The organism is Aequorivita vitellina, assembly GCF_022008365.1.
In the GTDB taxonomy this organism is placed as follows: domain Bacteria; phylum Bacteroidota; class Bacteroidia; order Flavobacteriales; family Flavobacteriaceae; genus Aequorivita; species Aequorivita vitellina.
On the sequence record NZ_JAIRBA010000081.1, the window covers coordinates 1 to 1,430 of the forward strand.

The window sequence follows — 1,430 nt, forward strand, 5'->3', positions numbered from 1 at the left end:
TTAACCGTAACCGATGTAAACGGCAATACTTCAACCTGTACAACAGTGGTAACCGTTGAAGACAATGTAGCCCCTGTAGCAAATTGTGCTGCACCGTTTACGATTCAATTAGATGCAACTGGAAACGCAAGCATCACCGTTGGCGATATTGACGCTGGAAGCACTGATGCCTGTGGAATCGCAACCACGACAATTGACAAATCCACATTCACTTGTGCAGATGTAGGTCCGAATACGATTACCTTAACCGTAACCGATGTAAACGGCAATGTTTCAACCTGTACAACAGTGGTAACCGTTGAAGACAATGTTGCACCAGTAGCAAATTGCGCTGCACCGTTTACGATCCAATTGGATGCAACCGGCAATGCCAGCATCACCGTTGGCGATATTGACGCTGGAAGCACCGATGCCTGTGGAATCGCAACCACGACAATAGACAAATCCACATTTACCTGTGCAGATGTAGGTCCGAATACGATTACCTTAACCGTAACCGATGTAAACGGAAATGTTTCTACTTGTACAACAGTGGTAACCGTTGAAGACAACGTAGCACCAGTAGCAAACTGTGCCGCGCCATTTACAATTCAATTAGATGCAACCGGAAACGCCAGCATCACCGTTGGCGATATTGACGCTGGAAGCACTGATGCCTGTGGAATCGCAACCACGACAATAGACAAATCCACATTCACCTGTGCAGATGTAGGTCCGAATACAATTACCTTAACCGTAACCGATGTTAATGGCAATGTTTCAACCTGTACAACAGTTGTAACCGTTGAAGACAATGTTGCGCCAGTAGCAAACTGTGCCGCACCGTTTACGCTTCAATTGGATGCAACCGGAAACGCCAGCATCACCGTTGGTGATATTGACGCTGGAAGCACCGATGCCTGCGGTATCGCAACAACCACAATAGACAAGTCAACATTCACTTGTGCAGATGTAGGTCCGAACACAATTACCTTAACCGTAACCGATGTAAATGGAAATGTTTCTACTTGTACAACAGTGGTAACCGTTGAAGACAATGTTGCACCAGTAGCAAATTGCGCTGCACCATTTACGATTCAATTAGATGCCACCGGAAACGCGAGCATCACCGTTGGCGATATTGACGCTGGAAGCACTGATGCCTGCGGTATCGCAACCACTACAATAGACAAGTCAACATTCACCTGTGCAGATGTAGGTCCGAATACGATTACCTTAACCGTAACCGATGTAAACGGAAACGTGTCAACCTGTACAACAGTAGTAACCGTTGAAGACAACGTAGCACCAGTAGCAAATTGCGCTGCACCATTTACGATTCAATTAGATGCAACTGGAAACGCCAGCATCACCGTTGGCGATATTGACGCTGGAAGCACCGATGCCTGCGGAATCGCAACCACGACAATTGACAAATCCACATTCACCTG

General features: G+C 46.6%; 1 pseudogene. It reads left to right on the forward strand.

Annotation, left to right across the window (positions count from 1 at the left end):
- Positions 1 to 1,430: pseudogene (locus K8089_RS16020) on the forward strand (hypothetical protein); the annotation flags it as partial.